Source organism: Thioalkalivibrio sp. AKL8, from assembly GCF_000380525.1.
In the GTDB taxonomy this organism is placed as follows: domain Bacteria; phylum Pseudomonadota; class Gammaproteobacteria; order Ectothiorhodospirales; family Ectothiorhodospiraceae; genus Thioalkalivibrio; species Thioalkalivibrio versutus.
In genome coordinates, this window is record NZ_AQYF01000009.1 from 194,641 (window position 1) to 218,141 (window position 23,501).

General features: G+C 65.9%; 26 protein-coding genes, 4 tRNA genes and 1 other RNA gene. 8 read left to right on the plus strand and 23 right to left on the minus strand.

Annotation, left to right across the window (positions count from 1 at the left end; all coding sequences use genetic code 11):
* Positions 1-54: 54 nt before the first annotated feature.
* The gene (locus G335_RS0110250) at positions 55-687 is read left to right on the plus strand and encodes a MarC family protein (protein ID WP_018169905.1); all 633 of its coding nucleotides are present in this window, start codon (positions 55-57) and stop codon (positions 685-687) included.
* 73 nt (positions 688-760) lie between these two features.
* Here the strand turns inward: G335_RS0110250 and G335_RS0110255 are convergent, their stop codons facing one another.
* Both G335_RS0110255 and G335_RS0110260 read right to left on the minus strand, forming a co-directional pair.
* Positions 761-1,261, minus strand: coding sequence for a heme-binding protein (locus tag G335_RS0110255; protein WP_018176695.1), 501 nt, complete (start codon positions 1,259-1,261; stop codon positions 761-763).
* A 213-nt stretch (positions 1,262-1,474) separates the two neighbouring features.
* Entirely contained in the window at positions 1,475-2,245 is a 771-nt protein-coding gene (locus G335_RS0110260; protein WP_018176696.1) for a hypothetical protein, read from the minus strand.
* A gap of 301 nt (positions 2,246-2,546) precedes the next feature.
* Here G335_RS0110260 and G335_RS0110265 point away from each other — a divergent pair, with 301 nt between their 5' ends.
* Positions 2,547-3,602 carry an NAD(P)-dependent alcohol dehydrogenase gene (locus G335_RS0110265; protein WP_018176697.1) on the plus strand — a complete coding sequence of 352 codons (1,056 nt, stop codon included), beginning with the start codon at positions 2,547-2,549 and terminating at the stop codon, positions 3,600-3,602.
* Here G335_RS0110265 and G335_RS0110270 read toward each other — a convergent pair.
* From G335_RS0110270 to G335_RS0110305, 8 genes are all read right to left on the minus strand, one after another.
* On the minus strand, positions 3,592-4,239 hold the full coding sequence (locus G335_RS0110270) for a dienelactone hydrolase family protein (RefSeq protein WP_018176698.1): 648 nt from the start codon (positions 4,237-4,239) through the stop codon (positions 3,592-3,594). The genes G335_RS0110265 and G335_RS0110270 overlap by 11 nt on opposite strands.
* Complete coding sequence (locus G335_RS0110275; protein WP_018176699.1) at positions 4,223-4,879, minus strand: phosphoribosyltransferase; 657 nt, start codon at positions 4,877-4,879, stop codon at positions 4,223-4,225. Before G335_RS0110275 ends, G335_RS0110270 begins: the two co-directional genes overlap by 17 nt.
* A gap of 131 nt (positions 4,880-5,010) precedes the next feature.
* Entirely contained in the window at positions 5,011-5,214 is a 204-nt protein-coding gene (locus G335_RS0110280; protein WP_018145532.1) for a DUF2892 domain-containing protein, read from the minus strand.
* 114 nt (positions 5,215-5,328) lie between these two features.
* The gene (locus tag G335_RS0110285; RefSeq protein WP_018169900.1) at positions 5,329-5,532 is read right to left on the minus strand and encodes a DUF2892 domain-containing protein; all 204 of its coding nucleotides are present in this window, start codon (positions 5,530-5,532) and stop codon (positions 5,329-5,331) included.
* A gap of 318 nt (positions 5,533-5,850) precedes the next feature.
* Positions 5,851-7,155, minus strand: coding sequence for a citrate synthase (locus G335_RS0110290; RefSeq protein WP_018169899.1), 1,305 nt, complete (start codon positions 7,153-7,155; stop codon positions 5,851-5,853).
* A 138-nt stretch (positions 7,156-7,293) separates the two neighbouring features.
* Positions 7,294-8,265, minus strand: coding sequence for a sensor domain-containing diguanylate cyclase (locus tag G335_RS0110295; RefSeq protein WP_018176700.1), 972 nt, complete (start codon positions 8,263-8,265; stop codon positions 7,294-7,296).
* A gap of 56 nt (positions 8,266-8,321) precedes the next feature.
* Positions 8,322-9,272, minus strand: a complete 951-nt coding sequence (locus tag G335_RS0110300; RefSeq protein ID WP_018176701.1) for a GGDEF domain-containing protein — start codon at positions 9,270-9,272, stop codon at positions 8,322-8,324.
* A 35-nt stretch (positions 9,273-9,307) separates the two neighbouring features.
* A complete protein-coding gene (locus G335_RS0110305) occupies positions 9,308-10,804 on the minus strand; it encodes an FAD-linked oxidase C-terminal domain-containing protein (RefSeq protein WP_018176702.1) in 1,497 nt (498 codons plus the stop codon).
* An 81-nt stretch (positions 10,805-10,885) separates the two neighbouring features.
* Between G335_RS0110305 and crcB the strand changes: the two genes are divergently transcribed.
* From crcB to G335_RS0110325, 4 genes are all read left to right on the plus strand, one after another.
* A complete protein-coding gene (gene crcB / locus G335_RS0110310) occupies positions 10,886-11,296 on the plus strand; it encodes a fluoride efflux transporter CrcB (protein ID WP_018145538.1) in 411 nt (136 codons plus the stop codon).
* Positions 11,297-11,381: 85 nt separating this feature from the next.
* Entirely contained in the window at positions 11,382-12,668 is a 1,287-nt protein-coding gene (serS, locus tag G335_RS0110315; protein ID WP_018176703.1) for a serine--tRNA ligase, read from the plus strand.
* A 55-nt stretch (positions 12,669-12,723) separates the two neighbouring features.
* Positions 12,724-13,764 carry a thioredoxin fold domain-containing protein gene (locus tag G335_RS0110320; protein WP_018176704.1) on the plus strand — a complete coding sequence of 347 codons (1,041 nt, stop codon included), beginning with the start codon at positions 12,724-12,726 and terminating at the stop codon, positions 13,762-13,764.
* A 29-nt stretch (positions 13,765-13,793) separates the two neighbouring features.
* A complete protein-coding gene (locus G335_RS0110325) occupies positions 13,794-14,216 on the plus strand; it encodes a hypothetical protein (protein ID WP_018176705.1) in 423 nt (140 codons plus the stop codon).
* 21 nt (positions 14,217-14,237) lie between these two features.
* Here the strand turns inward: G335_RS0110325 and cyaY are convergent, their stop codons facing one another.
* Genes cyaY through G335_RS0110340 form a run of 3 tightly spaced genes read right to left on the minus strand, consistent with a single transcriptional unit; the run spans position 14,238 to position 15,335 of the window.
* On the minus strand, positions 14,238-14,561 hold the full coding sequence (cyaY, locus tag G335_RS0110330) for an iron donor protein CyaY (protein WP_018176706.1): 324 nt from the start codon (positions 14,559-14,561) through the stop codon (positions 14,238-14,240).
* A 52-nt stretch (positions 14,562-14,613) separates the two neighbouring features.
* Complete coding sequence (locus G335_RS0110335) at positions 14,614-15,000, minus strand: DUF423 domain-containing protein (protein WP_018176707.1); 387 nt, start codon at positions 14,998-15,000, stop codon at positions 14,614-14,616.
* Entirely contained in the window at positions 15,000-15,335 is a 336-nt protein-coding gene (locus G335_RS0110340; protein WP_018145544.1) for a hypothetical protein, read from the minus strand. Before G335_RS0110340 ends, G335_RS0110335 begins: the two co-directional genes overlap by 1 nt.
* 371 nt (positions 15,336-15,706) lie before the next feature.
* Here G335_RS0110340 and G335_RS0110345 point away from each other — a divergent pair, with 371 nt between their 5' ends.
* Positions 15,707-16,267 carry a hypothetical protein gene (locus G335_RS0110345; RefSeq protein WP_018169891.1) on the plus strand — a complete coding sequence of 187 codons (561 nt, stop codon included), beginning with the start codon at positions 15,707-15,709 and terminating at the stop codon, positions 16,265-16,267.
* 129 nt (positions 16,268-16,396) lie between these two features.
* Here G335_RS0110345 and G335_RS0110350 read toward each other — a convergent pair whose 3' ends face one another.
* The 7 genes from G335_RS0110350 to G335_RS14205 form a co-directional block, all read right to left on the minus strand.
* Positions 16,397-17,167: a class I SAM-dependent methyltransferase gene (locus tag G335_RS0110350; protein WP_018176708.1), complete on the minus strand. Its 771-nt coding sequence runs from the start codon at positions 17,165-17,167 to the stop codon at positions 16,397-16,399.
* Between the two features lie 5 nt (positions 17,168-17,172).
* On the minus strand, positions 17,173-17,391 hold the full coding sequence (locus tag G335_RS0110355; protein WP_018145547.1) for a SlyX family protein: 219 nt from the start codon (positions 17,389-17,391) through the stop codon (positions 17,173-17,175).
* A gap of 5 nt (positions 17,392-17,396) precedes the next feature.
* Positions 17,397-18,368 (minus strand): D-2-hydroxyacid dehydrogenase, encoded by a 972-nt coding sequence (locus G335_RS0110360; RefSeq protein WP_026304821.1) that lies wholly within the window; start codon positions 18,366-18,368, stop codon positions 17,397-17,399.
* Between the two features lie 102 nt (positions 18,369-18,470).
* Entirely contained in the window at positions 18,471-19,160 is a 690-nt protein-coding gene (locus G335_RS0110365) for a Bax inhibitor-1/YccA family protein (RefSeq protein ID WP_018145549.1), read from the minus strand.
* A 122-nt stretch (positions 19,161-19,282) separates the two neighbouring features.
* On the minus strand, positions 19,283-21,355 hold the full coding sequence (locus G335_RS0110370) for a SulP family inorganic anion transporter (RefSeq protein WP_018176710.1): 2,073 nt from the start codon (positions 21,353-21,355) through the stop codon (positions 19,283-19,285).
* A 306-nt stretch (positions 21,356-21,661) separates the two neighbouring features.
* Positions 21,662-21,751: transfer RNA gene (locus tag G335_RS0110375), tRNA-Ser, on the minus strand.
* A gap of 68 nt (positions 21,752-21,819) precedes the next feature.
* A tRNA-Ser gene (locus G335_RS14205) sits at positions 21,820-21,979 on the minus strand.
* Positions 21,980-22,124: 145 nt separating this feature from the next.
* Here G335_RS14205 and G335_RS0110380 point away from each other — a divergent pair.
* Positions 22,125-22,199: transfer RNA gene (locus G335_RS0110380), tRNA-Val, on the plus strand.
* A 272-nt stretch (positions 22,200-22,471) separates the two neighbouring features.
* Here the strand turns inward: G335_RS0110380 and G335_RS14015 are convergent.
* The 3 genes from G335_RS14015 to pdxH form a co-directional block, all read right to left on the minus strand.
* A non-coding RNA gene (locus G335_RS14015) (RtT sRNA) lies at positions 22,472-22,605 on the minus strand.
* A gap of 53 nt (positions 22,606-22,658) precedes the next feature.
* A tRNA-Ser gene (locus G335_RS0110385) sits at positions 22,659-22,748 on the minus strand.
* Between the two features lie 82 nt (positions 22,749-22,830).
* Positions 22,831-23,475, minus strand: a complete 645-nt coding sequence (pdxH, locus tag G335_RS0110390; protein WP_018169887.1) for a pyridoxamine 5'-phosphate oxidase — start codon at positions 23,473-23,475, stop codon at positions 22,831-22,833.
* Between the last annotated feature and the right edge of the window lie 26 nt (positions 23,476-23,501).

A 23,501-nucleotide genomic window follows, 5' to 3' on the forward strand; every position in this document is an offset into this window, starting at 1 on the left:
CATTCCGGGCATGTCATGGCCGTTGGAGAACAGCCGCCAGAGGAGGGATCCGCCATGCTGGAACTGGGAATCGTCGCGCTGGCCACGTTTTTCGTGACCATCGGGCCGGTGGATGTCGCGGTGGTATTCGCGGTCCTCAGTCGGGGCGTGGACCCAGCCCAGCGCCGTGCCATGGCCATCCGCGGGGCGGCGGTCGCGGGCGGCATCCTGTTGCTGTTCGCGCTGGTCGGGGAGGCGCTGCTGTCGCTGCTGGGGATCTCGCTGGCGGCGCTGTACACCGCGGGCGGGATCCTGCTGCTGTTGATTGGCATCGACATGGTGTTTGCCCGCAGCTCGGGCGCGGTGTCGGCCACGGCGGCCGAGACGCAGGAGGCGCGCACCCGCAAGGACTTGTCGATCTTTCCGTTGGCCACGCCCTTGCTGGCCGGCCCCGGCGCGATGGGGGCCGCGATCCTGATGATGAGCCGGGCCGAGGGCGACTGGATGGCCCAGGCCGTGGTGCTCGGGGCGTTGGTGGCCGTTATGGTGCTTGCGCTGGTGTGCCTGCTGGTGGCGTCACGTCTGCAGCACTGGCTGGGCGTGACCGGCGCGCATGTGCTCACGCGCATCCTGGGCGTGCTGCTGAGCGCGCTCGCGATGCAGTTTATCTTCGACGGGCTTCAGCGAAGCGGTTTGCTCGGCGCCTGAAACGGCTGGCGTGGTCATGCGATGAACGGGGCCCTCCGCTCGCGCGAGAAGGCCCCGCCGGCAGATGGTGGGGTTAGAGCAGGTCTTCGGTGATGGCGTCGATGCCGGCTGCCGCGCATTCGTCATCGACCTGTCCGCTAGGGGCGCCGGAGATGCCGATGCCGCCGACAATCCGACCACCGGTGGTGATCTGCTTGCCGCCGCCCAGAGTGCTGACGCCCGGCAGGTGCTGGATGCCATAGCCGGCTGCCCCCGGTTCCGTCATCTCGCGAAGCTCCAGGGTGTCGGTGCGGAAGCTGACGGCAGTCCAGGCCTTGCGGATGGCGGTATCCACCGTGTGCGGACCGGCAAAGCGGTCGCGCTTCAGGGCCTGGGGGGTGCCATGTCGGTCGACCACGGCCGCAGTGACCTGGGTGTCGCGTTCGCGGCAGGCCTCGACCGCGGCCTCTGCGGCCTTGACCGCAAGCTCGGGGATCAGCGTTGGGGTGTCGAAGGTACCCTCGCTGGCGTGCAGGGGCGCGGCGGCAAACGCAAGGAAGATCGGGGCAGCAAGGCAGTAACGCAGGGTGGTCATGATGGGCCTCCAGAAAGCTGTGGTTTCGCAACTCTGATAACTAGATGCCCGGGCACCGCTCTTCAACGCGCCGAGACCCCGCGCTAAGTGGTATCCACTTTCGATCAGGTAAATCTGACTATTCGACAGTAAGGTACGGAAGAAGTCTTATAAAACGGATTGAATAACGCCACGCCTGGCGGGTGTGCAGCTGGGGCCCGTAGGACGGGCCGATCAGGCGGCGCCGCTCGCGGCTTCACGCTCGCGACGGGCGAGATCGCGCAATGCGTGGCGCAGGGCCGGGCGCAACGGGGTATTCAGGTGAGCCCTCGCTCGGGACGGCGGGATGGCGTGCCGCCGGCAGAACAATCCCAGGGCGTAGGCAAGGTCGTCGCGCGAGAGTGCGGTTTCGCGTTCGGCGCTCGGCCCCTTGCAGGCACCGCACTGATTCACGCGGACCTGGAAGGCAGTATTGGCCAGCATGACCCCGAAGCCCATCTGGGTGGCGAGGAGTTCCGCGATATGGGCCTCGTTACCCTCCAGGGCGGGTGGGGGCTCGCCAGCCGTGGCGAGCAGGCGCAAGGCGATCTCGCGCGCGAAGTGGGCAATCAGCGCCTGGGAATGGGCGACGAGCTCCGGGTCGTAGCGGATGCCGACGTCCCCCGACTGGGGTTCCGCCGGGTTGCGGCTGGGTCGGGCCGTATTCATCGCATCCCAGGGGATGGGATCGTCCATCAGGTTTCCAGGGTGCGCGAGCCGGAATGGGCTGTCTGCGAGCCCGGCATGTTCCAGCACGCGATCGAACACCAGTTGAGCCATGGCCTGGCGATTGTCGGCTTGCCCGGGGAAGTGCTCGGCCGTGGGCAGAACGAGGTGGGCCTTGCGCAGCATCGATCCCAGGTGTGGTTCGTTCCCGGCCCAATCGAAGATGGCGTGGATCCAGGCCCGGCTTTCGGGATCGAGGGCCGGGGCGCGTTGAAACAGGCGGGGAATGAGCGAGATCACAGGCGATCCTGAACAGCAGATGTAGGCTCATTGTAAGGGAGGCGAGCGGGGCGTCGCGATCAATCGGTGCCCGGGCGGGAAGATCGGGTGGCTGGCCTGCTATGTTTGATGAACAGGGTGTGCATGACGGCATGCCGCCCCTTGGGGAAAACGCTGGATGAGCCGGGCTTGCGGGTAGCGCAGCGGCGAAGCAATCCATGAACAGCGGATGGCCCGGCCCGATTGATTGGCTCGCTGCGCTCGAAATCATGGAAAGCGGGTGGTTCAGTGTTTTTCCGGGAACGCTACAAAGGAGGTTGGTATGAGCACGATGAAGGCGGCAGTTTTTGTCGAACCCGGGCGGATCGAGTTGCAGGAGCGTCCAATCCCGGAGATCGGGCCGACGGACGCCCTGCTGCGGGTGACGACCACGACCATCTGCGGGACCGATGTGCATATCCTCAAGGGCGAATACCCGGTGGAGGCGGGCCGCATCGTGGGGCACGAACCGGTTGGGGTGATCGAACGCCTCGGGGACGCAGTGACCGGCTACGAGGTCGGCCAGCGGGTCATCGCGGGCGCGATCACGCCCTGCGGGCAATGCCATTCCTGCCAGGAGGGCATCTCCAGCCAGTGTGGTGGCAAGGCCATGGGTGGCTGGCAACTGGGAAACACGATCGATGGCTGTCAGGCGGAGTACGTGCGCATCCCCAATGCGCAGGCGAATCTGACCCCGGTGCCGGACGGCCTGAGCGACGAACAGGTACTGATGTGTCCGGACATCATGAGCACCGGTTTCGGCGGCGCCGAGCATGGGCACATCCACATCGGCGATACGGTGGCCGTGTTCGCCCAGGGCCCTATCGGCCTTTGTGCCACGGCGGGTGCCAAGCTCATGGGGGCCACCCGGATCATCGTGGTGGACGGGGTGCCGGAGCGCTTGGAGACCGCCCGCAAGCTGGGCGCGGATGTGGCGATCAACTTCCGCGAGCAGGACCCGGTCGAGACGATCATGGAGCTGACTGGCGGGCGCGGGGTCGATGTGGCCATCGAGGCCCTGGGGCAGCAGCAGACCTTCGAGGCCTGTCTGCGCATCCTGAAACCGGGCGGGACCCTTTCCAGTCTCGGGGTGTATTCGGGCAAGCTTTCCATGCCGCTGGATGCGATTGCAGCCGGGCTGGGCGATCACACCATCGTGACCACCCTGTGCCCCGGCGGGAAAGAACGCATGCGGCGGTTGATGGAGGTCGTCGCCTCGGGGCGCGTGGAGCTGACGCCGATGGTGACGCACCGTTACAAGCTGGCGGATATCGAGACGGCTTACGAGCTGTTCTCGCATCAACGCGACGGCGTGCTGAAGGTCGCCATTACGCCGTAGGCAAGCACTTGCTGAACCAGGCGGCCGCGAGTTCGGCTGCCTGTTCCAGCGTGCCCGGTTCCTCGAACAGGTGGCTGGCGCCGGGTACGATCTGGAGCTCGCAGCGCGCGTGCATAAGCGCCTGCGCCTGGCGATTCAGCTGAATCACCATGGTGTCGTCACCGCCCACGATGAGGAGGGTAGGGCTCTCGACTCGGGGCAGGGCGGCGCCCGCCAGATCCGGGCGCCCGCCGCGCGAGACAACGGCCCGGATGGTCTCCGGAGCTGCTGCAGCGGCCTGCAACGCTGCGGCGGCGCCGGTGCTGGCGCCAAACAGCCCGAGCGGCAGGGTTGCCAGGCGAGGCTGGACGGACGCCCATTGGCAGGCCTGCACCAGCCGCCGGCCGAGGAGTTCGATATCGAAGCGGTTGGCGTAGGTGCGATCTTCCTCTTCGGTGAGAAGATCGAACATCAGGGTGGCGATGCGGCTGGCCTGCAGTGTCCGCGCCACTTGATGATTGCGCGGGCTCAGGCGGCTGCTACCGCTGCCGTGTGCGAAAACGACGAGCCCAATGGGTCTCTCGGGCACGCCGAGAATCCCCTGGTGGACCTGGCCGTCCAGGGCCAGGTCGACGGACTGTTCATTCGCGCGAGACATCGGGGTTTTCCGCACGGTGGACGGAGGCCATCATCGCGATGACCGCGTCGTCGGAGACTTGTTCGAAATCGTCGTAGTACGCCCCCACCGAGCCGCGGTAGTACTCGGGGATGTCCAGGGTGACCAGTTCATCGACCTCGTTTTCCAGGAGCGCCGCGGTCTCCTCTGGTGCCACCGGGATCGCCACGACCAGATGGCGAGGCTGGCGCTGACGTGCGTCGCGGATCGCGGCGCGCATGGTGAGTCCGGTGGCGATCCCGTCGTCGACAATGATCGCCAGCTTGCCGCCAACGTCCGGGGAAGGCGTCGTGCAGTACAGTTGGCGCCTGCGCCGGGCTTCGGCGCGTTCGCGTGCCTCGGCCTGGTCCAGCCAGCCTGAATCGACGCGTTCCGCCTCGCGTGGATTGCAGACCGGTTCGCCCTGCTCGGGCACGGCACAGATCGCGTACTCGGGATGGAACGGGTGGCCGATCTTGCGCGGGATCAGGAGATCCAGGGGCATGCCCAGGTGCCGGGCGACGGCGATCCCCAGGGGGACTCCGCCGCGCGGCAAGGCATACACAACGCCGGGTTGGCCGCGATAGCGGTCCAGGGCATGTGCGAGTTGCTCGCCGGCTTCCTTTCGGTCTCGAAATCGCATTGGGCCTACCCTCAGCGTGAGTGGGTATCACCTGAAGTGTAGACAGGCGTTGATCACTCGCGGGCGGCGCAAACAAAAAGGCCCGGGACCAGCGGTGCCCGGGCCTTGGAAGGGGTGGGGACCCCTCGGTATTAGTTGAAGGCTTCCCCGGGCTTCACGCCCATCGCCTTCAGGATCATGGCCAGCGGGCAGAAGCCGGTGAAGGCGGACTGCAACAGGTTCGCGCCGACGAACAGGGTCAGGATCAGCCACATCGGGGTGAAGACCCACCCGAGGATGGCGCTGATGATCACGACGGTGCCGGCAAAGGCGAGGACAATGCGGTCAATGCTCATGGATGGTGTCTCCTGATTAAGTATTAGCGAAGTCTAATATGCAGTCTGACGCTCACGAACACAAGGGGCGCGCAGTCGATGGGGTTTCCTCGCCACCCACCGCGCGGGCCGGGTTCAGGGGAAGATTTCGCCGGGCTTGAGCCCCATGGATTTCAGGATCATCACCAGCGGGCAGAAGCCGGTAAACGAGGCCTGAATCAGGTGGATGCCCATGAAGACGGCGAGCAGCAGCCACCAGGGGCTGGCCAGCCAGGTGAGCAGTACGCTGATCAGGACGACAATACCGGCAAACAACATGAAGAAACGGTCGGTGGACATGAGCACTCCCTCCCTTGTTACTACCCAGTAGATAGCACCGGCGCGGGAGTTCGGCAAGCATCGGATCGGATGCCCGCCTGGGGTGGATGCGGATCAACGCACGCGTTCGCGCTCGCGCGGCAACACCGTCGGTGGGCAGAATCGGCCAAGCCCCGGCGTTCCATCGGTCGTGGGGTGGGTACTCCACGCTCCCCGATCTGCGTTGCGACCTCCAATGAGAGGACACAGGCCGGTAGCGCGTCTACCCGTCTGCGTGCCGTATCGGGTCGCGGAAAACACGGGGTGCCAACGCGGACCTGCGCATGGATCCGTGTCTCTCTAGCGTTCCTCGATGGAGGTGTAGTCGCGCGAGCGGTAGCCGGTGTAGAGCTGGCGCGGGCGGCCGATGCGGGATTCGGGATCCTGCATCATTTCGTTCCAGTGCGAGATCCAGCCGACGGTGCGGGCGAGGGCAAAGATCACGGTGAACATGTTCAACGGGATGCCCATCGCGCGCAGGATGATGCCGGAGTAGAAGTCCACGTTGGGGTAGAGCTTGCGCTCGATGAAGTAGTCGTCCTCCATCGCGATACGTTCCAGCTCCATGGCGACGTCGAACAGGGGCTGGTTATCGGCGCCCATGTCGCCCATCTCCGCCAGCAGGTCGTGGCACATCTTGCGGATGATCTTGGCGCGCGGATCGTAGTTCTTGTACACGCGATGGCCGAAGCCCATCAGGCGGAAGGAGTCGTTCTTGTCCTTCGCGCGGGCCACGAAGTCCTCCACGCTCTTGTCGGAGTGCACGATCTCCTCGAGCATGCGGATGACCTTCTCGTTCGCACCCCCATGCAGTGGACCCCAAAGCGAGGCGATGCCGGCGGAGATCGCGGCGAACGGGTTGGCCTCGGAGGAGCCGGACAGGCGCACGGTGGAGGTCGATGCGTTCTGCTCATGGTCGGCGTGCAGGATCAGGATCAGGTCGAGCGCGCGCACGAACACCGGGTTCGGCTGGTAGGGCTCGCTGGGCACGCCGAACATCATCGCCAGGAAGTTGGCGGTGTAGGACAGGTTGTTGTCCGGGTACATGAACGGCTGGCCGTTGGCGTACTTGTACGACCATGCGGCAATGGTGGGCATCTTGGAGATCAGCCGGTGCGCGGCGATGCGCCGATGTTCCGGGTTATGCACGTCCACGTTGTCGTGATAGAAGGCCGACAGCGCGCCAACCACGCCGACCATGATCGCCATCGGGTGCGCGTCGTGGCGGAAGCCGTCGAAGAAGCGGCGCACCGCCTCGTGCAGCATCGAATGCTCCTTGATGATGCGCGAGAAGTCGTGCAGATCGTCGGCGGCGGGCAGGTCGCCGTTCAGCAGCAGGTAGCAGACCTCGAGATAGGTGCTTTCCTCCGCCAGCTGCTCAATTGGGTAGCCACGGTAGAGCAGGGTGCCCTCGTCGCCGTCGATAAAGGTGACGTCCGAACGACAGCTGGCCGTGGACATGAACCCCGGGTCATAGGTGAAGTAGCCGAGCTCCTTGTACAGGGTGCGGACGTCCAGGCAGTTGGGGCCGTGCGAGCCCTCCTGGATCGGCAGCTCGATGCTCTTGCCGGTGGTGTTGTCGGTCAGCGTGACGGTTTTGCTCATGAAACGGCCTCGTAGCGAAGGGGTCGTCCGGATGCGGATTAGGTGAATGGTAAACCATCGACCGGCCCGCGGCAGAGGGGTGCGTGAAGTGTGTTGAGCTCGGAGGAAAAGGGCGATCGCGCTTGCCGCGCGAGGGCGTCAGGGCCCGGGGGTTCCGCGGCGCTGGCGCTTGTCGGCGTACATCGCGGCATCGGCGCTGGTCTGGGCCTCGGGCAGGGACCCGCTGACGGTGCGGCAGGCGTAACCGATGGACGCCGACACACCGGCCTCCTGCAGCACCGCCCGCAGCCGGTTCGCGATCCCGGGGAGGTGGTCGGCCGGCGTCTCCGGAAGCAGCACGCCAAATTCGTCTCCACCCAGGCGGGCAATGATGTCGATTTCGCGACTGGCATCCCGCAGGGCCTGGCCAGCCGCCTTGATCAATCGGTCGCCGGCGTCATGGCCTTCCTGGTCGTTGACGGTCTTCAGGTTGTCGAGGTCGATGGCGACGAGACCCGCCGGGAGGCTGTGATCCTGGCAGCGCTGTTCCTCGGCGCTCAACGCGAGTAGCCAGCCGCGCCGGTTGCAGGTGCCGGTGAGGGCGTCGTTGTAGGCCTCCAGTCGCAGGGCCTCGCGCTCGCGTTCCAGTTCGTCGATCTGGCGGCGCTGGCGGATCAGTGACTCGATGACGGTGACGGCGGCCTGGATCTGGTCGGATTGCGCTTCGATGTCGGCCGATATGGGCTCCGGATTCATCGCGCAAAGTACGCCATACATCTCGTATTCGTGGTCCTGTACCGGAAACCCGATGTAGCTGCCGATGGCGGGGGGATCGGGTTGTGCGGCGAGGGCTTCCTGGTAGGCGGGAACCTGTTGTACGTCCGGCGTGATTCGCGGGCCGCGTTCGGCGAGCATGCGGATGCAGAAGGAGTTGCTCCAGTCAAAGGCCGTGCCGGCCTGAATGCCGTACCCGTGGTCGTCGGCGCGCACCACGATCTGCTCGTTGCCCTCGATGCGGGTTAGCATCCAGACGTCCAGGGGGGCGATCCGGCGGAGCAGTTTCAGGACGTGATCGACCCCGAGGTTGAACGGCGAGGGCGCGGTATCGGGGGGATCGAAGATTCGGGCCATGGGGCATTCCGTCGAGACGGTGGGGGCGGCTGTTCGCCGCGCAGGATGGAAAAAGTCTAGGAGATCGCAGGTCGCGCTGCCGGTCGCAGTTCGCGTTCCGCGCGCTTCAGGGCGTGTTCCAGGCTTCCAGCACCGGGTTCGCGCATGGCGTGGCCAATGGCCGCGGGGATGGCCTTTGCGGACAGGGCCTGTCGGATGTGTTGCGCCCGCGCCGCCAGGGGTTGCGCCCTCAGGTCGATCGCGAGCAGGCCGAAGCGGGTGCCACCGAGTCGACCGATCAGGTCGCTGGGGCCTGCCAGGCCCTGCAGGGCGAGGATCGCGCGAACCAGTTCGGTGTCATCCTGAATGCCAGTGCTGTCCACGCTCGAGTCCCCGGGGAAGAGATCGAACAGGATGATGCCGGCGGGTTGGCCGCTCTGTTGGCAGCGGGTCTCCTCTGCGTCTACCGCGAGCTCCCAGCCGTGGCGGTTGAGCACGCCGGTCAGGGGATCACCGTGGGCGGCCAGGGCCGCGTGCTGTCGCAACCGGTCCAGCCCCTCGGCGCGCTGGCTGAGGCGCAGCAGGTGCCCCAGCGATCCTGCCAGGGCACGAACGACCGGCTCATGGTGTTCGATCGCGGGGTCCATGGGTTCGGGATGCAATCCGCAAAGCGTGCCGAAGAGTTCGCCATCGGCATCGTACAGCGGGAACCCGATGTAGCAGCCAATCGTTGCGACGTCATTGATCGGGGCACTGGCATAGGCTGGAACCGTGCGTGCGTCGGCGGCGATGTTCGGTCCGTCTCCGGCGTTCATGTGCACGCAGTAGGAGTGCTGCCAGCTGAATGCCGCCCCGGGACGGATGCGCGGTGCGTGGCCGTGGGTGTGCAATACCACCCAGTCGTCGGATTCGACCCGCGTGAGCATCCACATGTCCAGCGGGATCAACGCCTGCAGCGCCCTCAGGGTGGCGTCGACGGCTCCGGAGAAGTCGTCGGCCAGTGCGGTAGCAAGGGTGGCCCGGGGCATTGGAGGTTTAGCTCGGTTCGGTCGAGCCGGTCATCCTACAGGCGCGGGAGTTCCGGGTGCGACAGCTGCCCACCGTGGACGTGTTGGCGTCCGAACTCGGCGCAGCGGGCGAGGGTGGGGATGGCCTTGCCGGGGTTGAGCAGCCCGAGCGGGTCGAACGCGCGGCGCAGGTGGTGAAACTGCTCCAGTTCCGGCGCGGCGAACTGCACGCACATGCCGTCCAGCTTTTCCACGCCTACGCCGTGTTCCCCGGTGACGGTGCCACCCACCTCCACGCAGAGTTCGAGGATCTGCTGGCCGAAGGCCTCCGCCGTTTCCAGTTGCCCGGGCTGGTTGGCGTCGTAGAGGATCAGTGGATGCAGGTTGCCGTCGCCGGCGTGGAACACGTTGCACACGCCGAGGCCAACCTCGCGCGACAGGATGTTGATCCGTTCCAGCACCGTCCCGATCTGGTGGCGCGGGATGGTCCCGTCCATGCAGTAGTAGTCCGGCGAAATACGCCCGGCGGCAGGGAACGCGGCCTTGCGCCCGGCCCAGAACAATGCGCGTTCGGCGTCGTCGCGGGCGGTGTGCACCTCGGTGGCCCCCAGATCCAGGAGCTTCTGGCGTACCACCATGACGTCCTCGGAGACCTCGGCGTTGGTCCCGTCGAGTTCGCACAAGAGGATCGCGGCCGCCTCCACCGGGTAGCCGGCGTGGACGAAGTCCTCCGCAGCGCGGATGGCAGCGTTGTCCATCATTTCCAGCCCGGCGGGAATCAGTCCGGCGGCGATGATGCCTGCCACTGCGCGTCCGGCGGCCTCGGCCTGGTCAAAGCTGGCCAGCAGGACCTGGGTGCGCTCGGGGCGGGGCAGCAGCCGCACGGTGACTTCGGTGACGATGCCCAGCATGCCCTCCGAGCCAACCATGAAGGCGAGCAGGTCCAGTCCGGCACTATCCAGCGTCTTGCCGCCGAGGCGGATGATCTCGCCCTCGAGGGTGACCAGTTCCAGCCCGATCACGTTGTGCACGGTGAGTCCGTACTTCAGGCAATGCACGCCTCCCGCGTTCTCGGCCACGTTGCCGCCGATGGAACACGCGATCTGCGAGGACGGGTCGGGTGCGTAGTAGAGCCCCTGCGGGGCCGCCGCCTCGGAGATCGCGAGGTTGCGCACGCCGGGCTGGACGACCGCGCAGCGGTTGTCGGCATCGATCTCCAGGATGCGATTGAAGCGCGCCAGGGATAGCAGCAGCCCAGTCTCGCTGGGCAGGGCGCCGCCGGACAGCCCGGTGCCAGCCCCGCGTGGCACGATCGGGACCCCGTGCTCGCGGCAAAGCCGGAGGCAGGTCAGCAGTTCCTCGTGGGTCCGTGGCAGGGCCACGGCCCCGGGGATCTGGCGGTAGGCGGAGAGACCGTCGCACTCATAGGCTCGGCGTTCCGCGGCCTCGACCACCAGGGCGTCCGAGGGCAGCTCGGTGGTCAGACCCTCAATGACCGCAGCCAGCGCCTGTGCGGCGGCCTCGGTCGGCGGTGTGGCGGGATGGGCGCTCATGGCCTCGATGGTAGGGGTCTGCTGGGTCCGTGTGAGGTGATCGCATAAACTGTGGGTCTTTTCCGCAAGCGGGACGTGATGATGGGCATTGGGCTGGGCTCGTATCTGGCAGTGGCGGCAGGCGGTGCGCTGGGCTCGGCACTGCGGCTGGGGATGCAGGAGTGGATGGTGGCGCACTTCGGGCGTGCCTTTCCCTGGGGTACGTTGAGCATCAACATCCTCGGCTCGTTCCTGATCGGGGTACTGGCCGTGGTGCTGGTGGAGCGCCTGGAACTGCACCCGGCCTGGCGCTTGTTGCTGGTCGTCGGGGTGCTGGGTGGCTTTACGACGTTCTCCACCTTCTCCCTGGAAGTCGTTCACATGGTGGATGTAGGCGCCTGGGCGCGTGCACTGGGCTACATGCTCGCGAGCCTGCTGGTCTGCGTGCTGGCTGCGGCAGCGGGGCTCCACGGAACTCGATTCCTGCTGGGGGTCGGGCCGGTCGCCTCGTGAGGGCATTGGCCGCGACCGTGGACGCCACGGGGCGGCAACCGTAGACTTCCCCGTCGTTCTTTCCACCCCTTGCCGGAAATCCGTCATGCTTGATATCCACAGCCTGCGCCAGGACCTGGATGCGACTGCCACCGCTCTGGAACGCCGTGGCTATACCCTGGACCGCGAACGCTTCAAGGCCCTGGAGGCCCGCCGCAAGGCGTTGCAGATGCGCACCCAGGAGCTGCAGGCCGACCGCAACACTCGCTCCAAGGGTATCGGGCAGGCGAAGGCGCGAGGCGAGGACATCGAGCCGCTGAAGGCCGAGGTCGGGCGCCTGGGCGACGAGCTCAAGCAGTGCGAGACCGATCTGCACGGGGTCCAGCAGGAGCTGGATGCGATGCTGATGCAGATCCCGAATCTGCCGCAGGCGGACGTGCCCGACGGACTGGACGAAAAAGACAACGTCGAGGTCCGCCGCGAGGGGACCCCGCGGACCTTCGATTTCACGCCGCGCGATCACGTGGATCTGGGCCTGCCCGGTGGCTGGCTGGACTTCGAGGCCGCGGTGCGGGTGGCCGGTTCGCGTTTCGTGGTGATGCGCGGTCAGATGGCGCGCCTGCACCGGGCACTGACCCAGTTCATGCTGGATCTCCATACCGGCGAGCACGGCTACCAGGAGACCTACGTCCCCTACCTGGCCAACCCCGAATCGCTGGAGGGGACCGGGCAATTGCCGAAGTTCGACGATGACCTGTTCTCGGTCGACTGTGACCAGCGCTACCGTCTGATCCCCACCGCCGAGGTCACCCTGACCAACCTGGTGCGCGAGCAGATCCTCGATGCCGAGGCCTTGCCGCTGAAGATGGTGGCCCACACCCCGTGTTTTCGTTCCGAGGCGGGCAGCTATGGGCGCGACGTGCGCGGCCTGATCCGGCAGCACCAGTTCGAGAAGGTGGAGCTGGTGCAGATTGTGCAGCCGGAGAGCTCGGATGCCGCACTGGAGGAACTCCTGAGCCATGCCGAGCGGGTCTTGCAGGCGCTGGAACTTCCGTACCGCGTGATGCTCCTGAGCGCCGGGGACATGGGCTTTGCCGCGGCGCGCACCTATGACCTGGAAGTCTGGCTGCCGGCCCAGGATGCCTACCGCGAGATCTCCTCTTGCTCCAACTTCCAGGCCTTCCAGGCGCGCCGCATGCAGGCGCGCTTCCGACCGAAGGCGGGCGAACGCCCGGAGCTGGTGCACACCATCAACGGGTCCGGGGTTGCGGTGGGCCGGGCCCTGGTCGCGCTGCTGGAGAATCACCAGCAGGCAGACGGCTCGATCCACATCCCGGAAAAACTGCGCCCGTATCTCGGGGGAACCTCGGTGATGGAGCCGCCGTCCGAATAGGAGGTCCACCGGGAGTCTTCTCGACGTGAATAACGCCCTTGGCAGGAAGAATTGGTTGGGTTGGCTGGCGAGCGTCGTCTCGCTGCTGGGCATGGTGGTGTTGTTCGCGACCGCCTCTGTGGCGGACGAATCCGTCGAATCCGACGAGGGGATCGTGTTCGATGACACCCCGCGCCCGATTGGGCTGCATACGCCCGACTGGTTCGAGCTGAGCTTCCTCGATCTGCGCGAGGACCTGGAAGATGCGGTGGAGCAGGGAAAGATGGGGCTGGCCGTCTACTTCGGCATGGATGACTGCCCCTATTGCGAGGCGCTGTTCGACAAGAACTTCGCCCAGGACGATATCCGCGAGTACCTGGCGTCACACTTCAACGTGGTGGCGATCGACGCGCTGGGCACACGTGAAGTCACGGACCTGGGCGGCGAGACCTGGCTTGAACGGCGCTACGCCGCCGAACAACGGCTGAACTTTACCCCCTCGATTGCCTTTTACGACGAGGATGGCGAGCGCATCCATCAGATGCGCGGTTACTACCCGCCATACCGGTTCCGCGCGCTGCTGGAATACGTGATTGACCGGCATGACCGCGAGGAGAGTTTTCGCGACTATCTGGAGCGCGCCGACCCACCGCCAAAGTTCGATCTCGACGACATCAACCAGCGGGAGTTCTTCATCAACCAGCCGTATGCGCTGGATCGGAGCCGAATCCCCGCCGAACGCCCACTGGTGGTGTTCTTTGAGCGCGAGGCCTGCCATGCCTGCGATATCATGCACTCCGAGCCGCTGCAGCAGGACGAAGTGCTGGAGCGCATCGGCCTGATGGATGCGGTGCAGCTGGATGCCGACGATGCCGATACGCCGGTGCTGACGCCGGGTGGCGACCGCACCAACGCAAAAGACTGGGCCGCGGAACTGGGTGTGCACTGGGCGCCCACGCTCATTTTCTTCGACGAGCGTGGCGAAGAAATTATCCGCATCGATTCGGTCGTCCACCAGAATCGGCTGCGCAACGTGCTGGATTTTGTCCTGACCCGTGGCTACGAGGAGTATCCGACCTTCGAACGCTGGCGTGCCCAGCAGCCGCCGCGCCCCTGACCACGCCGCTGACTCAAGGAATCATCCCTTTGCATTTCGACCGTGACTTCGTAATCCGCAACCGTGAAGTGCTGGAAGGTATCGTTGCCCGTTCCCACCGCGTGGCGCTGGGAATCTTCGCGCTGACCTTCGGGGGCTACGGGGCGGCGGTATGGCTCTGGTTCCAGGACAACGTGTGGGCCGCCCTGGTGGTGGCGACGCTCAGCTACCTGGTGTTCCGCCAGTTCCGCATGCTGGCGCTGGGCGTAGCGCGCATGCCGCTGCGCGGCGATGCGGAGGCGGTGGAGGCGCTCAAGGCGATCGATATGGCGCTGGAACAGGACAAGCCCCACCCGGTACTGGCCGAGGTCGAGGCGCATCTGCGGGCGCTGGAAGAGGCGCCCGCAACGCAGGAGGAACGCGAGGCCGCGGGCCCGGACGCTTCGAAGAAGGGGGCCGGCAAGGGCGACTGACAGCGACCTGTGGTCGCCGGATCAGAGCTCGACGGGTACGCCCAGTTTCTGCTCGATGACCCGCACCAGGGTCGCGTGCAGCTCTTCGCCGTTACGATCGTCGATCCAGGTGCCTTCCTCGTCGGAATAGCCGAAATGGGCCGGTCCTTCGGGCGAGGAGAGCCAGATCTGCTGTGCGGCCTCCTGGCGGTTCAGGATCATCTGGGCGCCATCGTCGAATTCGATCGTCATCACGCCGTCGATCAGGTCAATGTCCAGGTCGTCCAGCGCGCTTTGCTCGGTGAGGCGGGTCTGGATGTCGTCCAGGGTGTTTTCGGCGAATACGGTGAAGGAGGTCTGGCTCATGGGGATCTCGATACGGTCGGGAAGAGGGGGTTGGCTGCGCCGCGATTATAGGTCAGCCGCGCCAGGCGGCAATGGCCAACCCGGCCCAGCCGAGGATAAACGCCGTGCCGCCCAGCGGTGCAATCGCGCCGAGGATACGGGGTGCGCCGAGCGCCAGGGCATACAGGCTCCCAGAGAACAGCAGGATGCCGATCACGAACGCCACTGCACTGGCAGCGGCCCAGCCGTTGGCCAGGTGGGCCCACAACGCCGCGACCAGCAGCAGGGCCAGGGCATGGATGAAGTGATACTGGACGCCGGTATGCCAGGTCGCGAGGGCCTGTTCCGTCAGGCGTTCCTGCAGGGCGTGGGCGCCGAAGGCGCCGAGGACGACGGCAATCCCTGCCAACAGGGCAGCGATGACAACAAGGGGGCGAATCAGCGGTTCGCTGGCCCCCATCAGGCGTCGTCGCCCATCTCGCTGTCGATGTCCTGGCCGGCGACCCAGCCGTGCTCACGGGCGCGCTCGATGGCTTCGTTATGGATGCGCTCATGGCGCTCGCGCAGCTCGGGCGGGAGGTTGCTGATGCGCAGGCTGTATTTGTCCCACTCGGCGTTGACCTGGTCATGCAGCATCTGGATACGCGAGACATCCCAGCCATCGCAGGTTTCGTCCTCCGGGAGGATGCCGAATACCCAGGCATCGCGGATGAAATTGCCGATGGGGGTCATGCCGGCGTACATGTCGTTGTACAGGCCGACGTAGGTGCGACTGGAGCGTTTGGGTTCATTCATGCTGCATAGTCTAGGGAAATACTGATGAATGTACACACTCGCGTTGGCACCCCAGGTTTTCCGAGACAAGGCGCGTCGTGCAGCGGGTAGTGGTTCTACCCGCAAGCGGCGCAACGCAGGATCGGGGAACCTGGGGTGCCAACCCCATAAACCATTGAATGCAGGGGCTCGGCCGCTTTTGCGTGCGCCCAGCGTTGCGGCTCGCTTATGTAGCTCGGCTACACTTCGCTCACCGCGCCTTGTTCGCACGCAAAAGCGACTCGAGCGCGAGGGTGTACATTCACCAGTATTTCCCTCGGCGTGCGTCCGTCTCAGGCAAAGCGATTTCGACGCGGGTTCCGGGGGCTTCCGGACGCGAACAGGGATACCAGGTGCACGCAACAAACGACTCGCTGACTCGGGTACGCATCCGCGCCCTGATCAAACTGATGGTTCTCGGGGCCGCCCTGCTGCTGGTTGGGGTGATGCTCCGGTACGCCTTTTCCGGACCGGGCGATACCCGTGGCGAGACGCTGCGGGTGGATCTTGCCGAGATTGCCCCGGGCGAGGCCCTGCGTGTGATTCACGGTAGCCGCCACGTGCTTGTGGTCCATCGCGATGCCGCGTGGCAGGCCGCCCTGGCCGGTGATGACGAGCTGGTCGACCCGGAGGCCCGCCGCGGCCAGCAACCGGACGGGCTGGATCGGCCATTGCGCAGCTTCCGGCCCGAGTGGCTGGTGGTGATCGGCGAAAGTGCGGATCTGGGTTGCGAGCTGGACCTGGTCCACCCGGACGAGGCCGACGGCTGGAGCGGTGGCTTTGTCGACCGCTGCCGGGGCGGACGTTACGACGGCGCCGGCCGCGTATATGCGGATCAATCGGCCCGGCGCAACCTGCCCATCCCCGACTATCGTTTTGCCGGGGATGACCAACTGATCCTGGGCAGACCGTGAAGGTTACCTCCCAAGCGGCCCCGGCTCTTTCACAGGGCCCCAGGGGTGACGTGGTTCCGGGAGGCGCCAACTCGCTATGCGGGTGTCTCTGCGGACGCGGAAAACCGTGTCCGGCCTGGACGGACTGAGTCAGCCGTCCTCCACCTTCGCGAGGGTGATGGCAGGGTAGAGGTCAAAGCGCACGCTCTTGCCCTTGATGCTCGCCTGGGGCGAGTCGGGACCGAGGGCGGGCGCATGCAGCGGGCGCTTGACGATGACGCGACGTCCCACGTTCTGGCGCAGGGTGGCCAGGGTTTGCTCTGCGTCGGGGTCGGCCGCCTCGGGCATCAGCGCCTGCATCAGCTGCATGTCCTTTTTCACCGCGGCCCGCTTGGCCCGTTCCGGGAACATGGGATCGAAGACCGCGGCCATTGCCGGGACGGCGAGATGCGCCGGATCGGCCTTTCCCTCGTGCAGGGTGATGCGTCCGATGATGGGCGCGAGTTCCGGACTGGCCGCCGCGCGTTCCAGCGCGTCGGCGAGCAGGTGGTACACCACGGGATGCCGCTCCCAGGCCGTGACCCGGAAGCCGTGCGCGGCCAGCAGGAGGGTGTCGCGGCCCAGGCCGGCGGAGGCATCCAGCACATGGCCGTCACGCGGGAGTCTGCCGAAGGCGCGGATCAGGCCCTCGCGCTGGTGACCGGCATGGGCGAGGCGATAGCCCTGGCGCCCGGCGGCAAAGTCCAGCTGCAGTCGCAGCGGCGGGTGTACGTCCTCGCGGACCAGTTCGAGCCCGCGGTCTCCCGTCTCCAGCACGAGCGTGGCTTCCCCGGCATGGGCGTAGCCGCGCGCCGCCAAGGCCTGGCGCAGTGCGTTGGCGGCGGACTCGTGGCCGGGGGCCGCGCGTACGGTGAGTGGCATGGGCGTCAGTAGTGCGGCGGGGGTGGTTCGGCGCCCTCCGGCCCGCCGCCGTGCTCCTCGAGGTCGCGCATGCGATCGCGCAGCCACTGGACCTGCTGGCGCAGCTCGGTATTGGCCTGTTGCAGCTCCAGTTGCACGCGGGCCTGCTCCTCCTGGGTGTATTCCTGATGGGCCAGGCGGATCTCCAGATCCTCGATGCGTTTTTGCAGGGCTTCCGAATCCATGTGGGTTACTCCACCACGTTGCGCGGCTGGTCGCTCGCGAAGCCGTGGATATTGGCCGTGACCTCGTCGATCACCCGCTGCCGGGCGGTTCGCGCGGCCCAGGCGGTGTGGGGCGTGAGGACGAGGTTGGGGATATCGTCGGCCAGCAGGGGGTGATCCGCCGGTGGGGGTTCCGGTTCCAGTACGTCGATGCCGGCGCCGCCGAGATGCCCGCTGCGCAGGTACCTGGCCAGGGCCTCGGGATCGACCAGGCCACCCCGGGCGGTGTTCAGCAGCAGGGCCCCCGGACGCATCTGGCGCAGGGCGGCATCATCGATTAGGTGCCGGGTCGTCGCGGTCAGGGGGCAGTGCAGGCTGATGACGTCGCATTGTCCCAGCAACCGTTCCAGCGGCACGCGATCCTCTTGTGCTGCGCGGTCCGGATTCAGGCTCTCGGCGACCAGCACCTCCATGCCAAAGGCCTCGGCGACGCGCGCGGTGGCCCGGCCCAGTACGCCCCAGCCGATGATGCCGAGGCGCATTCCGGCCACCGTGCCGATGGGGTGGTCGAGGAGACAGAACTGATCGGAGGCGCTCCAGCGACCGGCGCGAATGTCCGCGCGGTAGGCGTCCAGTTGGGTGACCAGCGTCAGCAGCAGGGCGAAGACGTGCTGCACCACGGAGTCGGTGGCGTAGTCGCGCGCATTGCTGACGACGATACCCAGGCGGTGGGCTGCCTCCACGTCGATATTGTTGGTTCCGGTGGCGGCGGCGCAGACGAGTCGCAGGCGGGGTACGGCGGCCAGTACCTCCGCATTCAGCTCGACCTTGTTGGTGACGATCACCTCGGCATCGCCGATCCGGCCCAGCCGCTGATCCGGCTCGGTGTGCTCGTGGAAGGACCACACGGGAAGGCTGGCCCGGAGTTCGGTCAGGTCAAGATCGTCGCGGTCGACCGTGGCGAGATCGAGAAAGACACCGCGTTGGAGCTGGCTCATGATCGGCGTGTACCCGTAGTCAATGAAGATGGTGTCCAATGAAAAGGGCCCCGCTGTGCGGGGCCCTGGAACGCATTCCTGCCGTGCTGTGCAGCGCGGAACCTAGTTGTCGCCCATGAAGGCGTGGAACAGGTTCAGCAGGTGCAGGAACATCACATAGAGGTTCGCGTACAGCGAGACCGTCATCACGATGTAGTTGGCCTCGGGATCGTGAATCATCCGGCTGGTGTCGAACAGGATGGCGGCCGACAGCAGCAGGACAACCGCGGCCGAGATGGCCAGCGACAGAGCCGGGATCGCCAGGAACAGGTTGGCAACGATGGCCAGCAGCGCGACGATCAGGCCGACGACCAGGAAGCCGCCGAGGAAGCTGAAGTCCTTCTTGGTAGCCAGGGCGTAGCCGGAAAGCGTGACAAACGCGACCGCAGTGGCGGCGAAGGCGTTGCCGACGATCTGTGGCCCGTTCGGCAGACCCAGGTACATGCTCAGGATCGGGCCGAGGAAGAAGCCCAGCACGCCGGTGAAGGCGAAGGTCAGCACGATGCCCAGCGCCGAGTTGCGCGCGGCGTGGATGGCGAACGGGCCGCCGATCAGCACCCCCAGCATGATGATCCAGTGCACCGGCGGCGCGTTGACCGCCATGGCGATGAACGCGGTGATCGCGCTGAACGCCAGGGTGAGCGACAGCAGCATGTAGGTCTGCCGGATCACCTTGTTGGTGGAGATGGTCTCGCTGATGGAACCAGTGCTGGACGGATTGCGACTCGAGCGGACGATCTGGTCTCGGGACACGGGTCAACTCCTCATTGGATTCGAAACAAGCACAGTGTAGCGACAAGCGTTCCCGGTTGCAGCGGTTCCCTTGCGGTTTCAGGGCATGCGGGCCGATCACGCGGTGATCGGCCCGGCGCGGGTTACTTGATCGGCTCGCCGACCTTTTCCGAGATGGTCTTCACCGCATGGTCGGTGGACTTGAAGATGTTGTCCTTGCCGATGATGTCGTCCAGCCCCGTGCGCTGCATGACCTCCATGATCTGGGCCTTGACGCCGGCGAACACGAGCGTGATGCCGCGCGCCTTGAGGCGGTGAACCAGTTGATGGATGACCTCTTCGCCGGAGGCGTCGATCTCGTTGATGCCCTTGCCGACGACGATCAGATATTTGGATTGTGGGTGGCGGGCCAGCAGGTCCAGTACGGCATCTTCGAAGTAGGGCACGTTGGCGAAGTACAACGACCCATCGAAGCGCATGATGCCGACCTTCTCGTTGGTCTCCAGGCCGTAGCGCTGGGCCTCGCGCAGGGTGCCGTCCTCATAGCGTGCCAGTTCCGAGACACGCGGCTTCATGGTGCGGTACAGATACAGCACGATGGCCAGACCGGCACCGGTGAGGATGCCGTAGTCCAGGTTCGGAGCCATTGCGAGGGTCGCAACGAAGGTCACGGCCGCGGCAGCGCCATCGTGCTTGTTGGCCACCCATGCGTGCTTGATGGCCTTGAAGTTCACGAGCCCGGCAACCGCCATCATGATGATCGCAGCGAGGACCGCCTGTGGCAGGTGATAGATCAGCGGCGTCAGGAACAGCAGGGCCAGGCCGATGAGTACCGCAGTAAAGACCGAGGAGAGGCCGGTCTTGGCGCCGGAGTTCAGGTTGACCGCTGATCGCGAGAACGAGCCGCTGACCGGGTAGCCCTGGGTGAAGCCGCCGGCGATGTTCGCCAGACCCTGACCCATCAACTCCTTGCTGGGGTCCAGGCGCTGGCCGGTCCGTGCTGCCATGGCCTTGGCGATCGCGATGGCCTCGGTGAAGCCCACCAGCGCGATGACGAAGGCGGTGGTCAGCAGCGTGGTGAAGGTGCCGAAGGTGATATCCGGGATCGAGAACCCGGGGAGGCCCTGGGGCACATTGCCCACCACGGCGCCGCCGCCATTCAGATGCACGGTATCTTCACCGACCCGTTCGATACGCCATGCGGCGCGATCGGCGCGTGCACGTTCGGCATCAGTCAGGTGATCGTCTGCAATGAACCGCGCAGGCTGATCGTTCTCGCCGGGGACGCGACGCAGCGTGATGTCGCGGATCTCCTCGCGCATGCCGGCAAGTTCGGGGCGCAGTTCATCGCGCTGCAGACGCAGCTGGTCGGCCTCGTGGCGCATGCGCACGGCCTCGGCGCCTTCCTGTTCCTGGAGCTCTGCTTCCAGCCGACGGATCTGCTCGTCGAGATCGGCGAGGCGCCTGCCATCGCTCTCGATGGACTGCGCGAGAGTCAGAACCTGGGCCGGGGCGATCTGCTGAAGGGACGTCTCGGCCTTCTGCTCGTAGCCGATTGCCCAGCTCACCAGGATCGCCACGACCACGGCGACAAGTACCCCCGGGATCTTCGGCACGAACCGTTTCATCAGCACCATCAGGCCAATGGCGCCGACGCCGAACGCCAGCGTGGGCCAGTGGACGCTGCCCAGTTCCGTCATCACGCCCCAGAGACCCAGCATGAAGTGGCCGCTGGTATCAATCGGGACGCCGAGGATCTTGTTCAGCTGCGACAGGGCGATGATGATGGCCGCGGCATTGGTGAAGCCGACGATGACCGGATGCGAGATAAAGCTGACCAGCGCGCCAAGCTTGAACAACCCCAGCATCAACTGGACCAGGCCCACGATGAATGCCAGGGCAATGGCCAGCATGACAAATTCGGAAGAGCCCTCGGCGGCCAGCGGTATCAGCGCCGAGGCGGTAAGCAGCGAGACCACGGCGACCGGGCCGGTGGCGAGCTGGTTCGATGAACCCCACAGCGCGGCGACCATGACGGGCAGCAGGGAGGCGTAAAGCCCGTACACCGGCGGCAGCCCGGCCAGCTGGGCATAGGCCATGGACTGCGGGATCAGGACCAGGGCGACCGAGATCCCGGCGATGAGGTCCGCGTTGAGGGTTTGCTTCGTCGGGCGCCAGCTGAGGAAGGGGAACACTCGCAGCAGAATCGAATTCATCGGGTCGCTCGCTTGGCCAGTTCGTGAGGGTTGACGACGGCCGGAACCGATGCAATGGGCCCAAGGGCAGTCCGGGCCGGGGCTTGCCAGGGCCGTCGTCACAATACTGGCAGCCGGTGCTGGGCCCGGTCGGATGCACGGGCGCAGTCGCGAAAGTAGCGCCAGATTATAGGCGGTCAGTCCATTTTCTTCTATCTAACTTGTTCTATATGACACATGCCATATCGGCTATGTATTGCGAGGAAGTCGCGAGAGGTGGGGTTGCTTGGCGTAGTCGGGAGATGACTGTGGCCGGGACGGTGGGAATGGCGGAGAGGGAGGGATTCGAACCCTCGAGGGGCTTTCACCCCTGCCGGTTTTCAAGACCGGTGCAATCGACCACTCTGCCACCTCTCCGGGGCTGGGCATTGTCTGGCAAGGAGGGCGGGCTGGCAACCGAGGGTGGCCCGCGTGGCCTGGCGGCCACGAGAGGGAGGGATAGATTCGGACCTGCGGTCCTCACCCTCCGGGCGTTGCCTGGCGGCAACGTCCTGCGGCGGCTGCGCCGCCTTGTCGAACCCTCGAGGGGCTTTCACCCCTGCCGGTTTTCAAGACCGGTGCAATCGACCACTCTGCCACCTCTCCGAGGCTGAGCATTGTCTGGCAAGGGGGACGGGCTGGCAACCGGGGGCGGTGCCGGGTCTCCCGGCGAAGGGGTCGATGGGAGCGGGATATTCGGCATGCAACGCTTGACGTTCGATCGCTTGAACCCTAATCTTGTCCGCGCTCCGGGCGGTTAGCTCAGCGGTAGAGCACTGCCTTCACACGGCAGGGGTCACTAGTTCGAACCTAGTACCGCCCACCAGCTTTGAATAACAAGAAAGCGGCCTCGGGAAACCGGGCCGCTTTTTTTGTGCCTGTGAGACGGTCGCATGTGACATGAGAGGCGCTTGCGGAATCTGGCGGAGCGGGAGGGATTACGGCCAGCGCGGCTGGCCGCTTTCGCTTTGCTGCGGCGTTCTGGTGTCGCGTGCGCGCCACCGGTCGAACCATCGTTTCCGATTCCTCGGGTTCGAATCTCCAGGCATCTGTGGCCAAGAACGCGAAAGGGGCCACTAGGGCCCCCTTGCTTGAATCTGGCGGAGAGGGAGGGATTACTCGGCACTTCTTCGCGCCTCGCCCTTCGGGTCGTCGCCTGCGGCGACGTTCTGGCATCGCTGCGCGCTGCCAGTCGAACCGTCATTTTCGATTCCTCGGGTTCGAATCCCGAAACCGAAGAGGCCAGACATGCGAAAGGGGCCGCTCGGGCCCCTTTGCTAGTGTTTGGCGGAGAGGGAGGGATTCGAACCCTCGGTACTCGCGAGAGTACAACGGTTTTCGAGACCGCCCCGTTCGACCACTCCGGCACCTCTCCGAATCTGCTTGCCGCGCGGGGTCGAGCCGCTACGACGGAGCGAATCCTAGCAGATTCGGTTGGCCGAGCGGTAGCGTCTCCCTTAGGGCATCAGACGGGTGATCTCCCAGTCGCTGCCCACGCGGTGGTATTGGAACCGGTCGTGCAGCCGATTGGGGCGGCCCTGCCAGAATTCGAACAGTTCGGGCTGCAGGCGGTAGCCGATCCAGGCGGGATCGCGCGGAATGTCGCCCTCCGGGTATTGCTGCTCCAGCGAACGCACACGTTGCTCGAGTTCGTCGCGGCCGGCGACCGGGTGGCTTTGGGTCGAGGCCGCCGCGGCAATCTGGCTGCCGCGCGGGCGCTGGTGGAAGTAGGTATCGGCCAGTTCGCCCGGGAGGGCGGTGACCGGGCCTTCGACCCGGATCTGGCGCTCGGTCTCGGGCCAGTAGAACAATAGGGCGGCCTGCGGGTTTTCGCTCAGGTCCTGGCCCTTGCGGCTGCGCGAGTCGGTGTACCAGGCCAGGCCCTCGGGATCGACGTGCTTGAGCAGAACGGTGCGAGCGGAGGGCTGGCCGTCGGCGCCGGCGGTGGCCAGGATCATGGCGGTGGGGTCCGGGTTGCCGGCTTCACGGGCGGCCTCGAGCCAGTCATTCAGCAGGCCGAGCGGGTTTTCGTGCAGGTCGCTGCGGCGAAGTTCGGCGTGGGTGTAATCGCGGCGGGTATGGCGGTGGTCGGCGGTGCTCATGGGGCCCCCTGGGCTGGATGCGACGA

Bases quoted from the DNA above. Each gene is read 5' to 3' on its own strand.
- crcB (WP_018145538.1), top strand. From the start codon at position 10,886: ATGGGCATTGGGCTGGGCTCGTATCTGGCAGTGGCGGCAGGCGGTGCG.
- G335_RS0110305 (WP_018176702.1), bottom strand. From the start codon at position 10,804: ATGAGCGCCCATCCCGCCACACCGCCGACCGAGGCCGCCGCACAGGCG.
- G335_RS0110280 (WP_018145532.1), bottom strand. From the start codon at position 5,214: ATGAGCATTGACCGCATTGTCCTCGCCTTTGCCGGCACCGTCGTGATC.
- G335_RS0110270 (WP_018176698.1), bottom strand. From the start codon at position 4,239: ATGTCTCGCGCGAATGAACAGTCCGTCGACCTGGCCCTGGACGGCCAG.
- G335_RS0110285 (WP_018169900.1), bottom strand. From the start codon at position 5,532: ATGTCCACCGACCGTTTCTTCATGTTGTTTGCCGGTATTGTCGTCCTG.
- G335_RS0110295 (WP_018176700.1), bottom strand. From the start codon at position 8,265: ATGGCCCGAATCTTCGATCCCCCCGATACCGCGCCCTCGCCGTTCAAC.
- G335_RS0110350 (WP_018176708.1), bottom strand. From the start codon at position 17,167: ATGCCACTCACCGTACGCGCGGCCCCCGGCCACGAGTCCGCCGCCAAC.
- G335_RS0110275 (WP_018176699.1), bottom strand. From the start codon at position 4,879: ATGCGATTTCGAGACCGAAAGGAAGCCGGCGAGCAACTCGCACATGCC.
- G335_RS0110355 (WP_018145547.1), bottom strand. From the start codon at position 17,391: ATGGATTCGGAAGCCCTGCAAAAACGCATCGAGGATCTGGAGATCCGC.
- G335_RS0110370 (WP_018176710.1), bottom strand. From the start codon at position 21,355: ATGAATTCGATTCTGCTGCGAGTGTTCCCCTTCCTCAGCTGGCGCCCG.
- G335_RS0110300 (WP_018176701.1), bottom strand. From the start codon at position 9,272: ATGCCCCGGGCCACCCTTGCTACCGCACTGGCCGACGACTTCTCCGGA.
- pdxH (WP_018169887.1), bottom strand. From the start codon at position 23,475: ATGAGCACCGCCGACCACCGCCATACCCGCCGCGATTACACCCACGCC.
- serS (WP_018176703.1), top strand. From the start codon at position 11,382: ATGCTTGATATCCACAGCCTGCGCCAGGACCTGGATGCGACTGCCACC.
- G335_RS0110255 (WP_018176695.1), bottom strand. From the start codon at position 1,261: ATGACCACCCTGCGTTACTGCCTTGCTGCCCCGATCTTCCTTGCGTTT.
- G335_RS0110335 (WP_018176707.1), bottom strand. From the start codon at position 15,000: ATGGGGGCCAGCGAACCGCTGATTCGCCCCCTTGTTGTCATCGCTGCC.
- G335_RS0110265 (WP_018176697.1), top strand. From the start codon at position 2,547: ATGAGCACGATGAAGGCGGCAGTTTTTGTCGAACCCGGGCGGATCGAG.
- G335_RS0110250 (WP_018169905.1), top strand. From the start codon at position 55: ATGCTGGAACTGGGAATCGTCGCGCTGGCCACGTTTTTCGTGACCATC.
- G335_RS0110360 (WP_026304821.1), bottom strand. From the start codon at position 18,368: ATGAGCCAGCTCCAACGCGGTGTCTTTCTCGATCTCGCCACGGTCGAC.
- cyaY (WP_018176706.1), bottom strand. From the start codon at position 14,561: ATGAGCCAGACCTCCTTCACCGTATTCGCCGAAAACACCCTGGACGAC.
- G335_RS0110340 (WP_018145544.1), bottom strand. From the start codon at position 15,335: ATGAATGAACCCAAACGCTCCAGTCGCACCTACGTCGGCCTGTACAAC.
- G335_RS0110290 (WP_018169899.1), bottom strand. From the start codon at position 7,155: ATGAGCAAAACCGTCACGCTGACCGACAACACCACCGGCAAGAGCATC.